Genomic DNA, 875 nt, shown 5'->3' with positions numbered 1-875 from the left:
TGCAGCACGCGGTCCTGCGCGGTGAGGCGGTACTCGGCCTGCATCCACTGCAGGCGGTTGACGATGCCGGCCTGGTCGATGCCAACGCCTTTGGGACGGCCGGTGGAACCGGAGGTGTAGATCACATAGGCCAGGTTGGCGGCGGCGCCTTCGTGATGCGGGTTATGTTCCGGGCAGGCCGCGAGCAGCGGCTCCAGCTGGTCGAGGTGGATGGTGGGGACCGTGTGCGCAGGCAGTATCCCGTCCAGGTGCTGCTGGGTCAGCAGCGCGGCGGGGCGGGCATCGTCCAGCATATAGGCCAGGCGCTCCTGCGGATACGCCGGGTCGAGCGGGACATAGGCGGCGCCGGCCTTGAGGATGGCCAGCAGGCCGACCACCATGTCGAGCGAGCGCTCGGTGCAGATGGCGACCAGGCGGTCGGGCCCGGCGCCCTGGGCGCGCAGGTAATGGGCCAGGCGGTTGGCGCGCCGGTTCAGGGCGGCGTAGCTGAGCTGCCGGCCTTCGAACACGAGGGCGATGTGGTCGGGCGCCGCCTCGGCCTGGGCTTCGAACATGGCTTGCAGGCTGGCTTGTGGCGGGTAGGCGGTGGCGGTATCGTTCCAGCCGTGCAGCAGTTGCTGACGCTCCTGCCGGTCCAGCATGGCCAGGTCGGCGAGGCGGGCCGCCGGCGCGGCGGCGATGGCGTCGAGCAGGCGGTTGAAATGCGCCGCCATGCGGGCGATGGTCGCTTCGTCGAACAGGTCGGTGCTGTATTCGAAGTGGCAGGCCAGCTGGCCGGAATGTTCGGCGATGTTGAGCGTCAGGTCGAACTTGGCGGTGGCGCTGTCGGCCGGCAGCGGCTCGAGCGTCAGGCCGGGCAGTTCGAGGGCGGCCAT

At 70.1% G+C, this 875-nt stretch carries 1 protein-coding gene; it reads right to left on the bottom strand.

Annotated features, from left to right (window positions below; all coding sequences use genetic code 11):
- A partial coding sequence (locus AC1RRC_RS33215) for an AMP-binding protein (protein WP_493060207.1) occupies positions 1-875 on the bottom strand: 875 nt, incomplete at both ends.

The sequence above is a fragment of the Pseudoduganella sp. GW821-FHT12E03 genome, assembly GCF_058807115.1.
The sequence above is the reverse complement of the archived record's forward strand: the minus strand, read 5'-3'. Positions and strand labels throughout refer to the sequence as shown.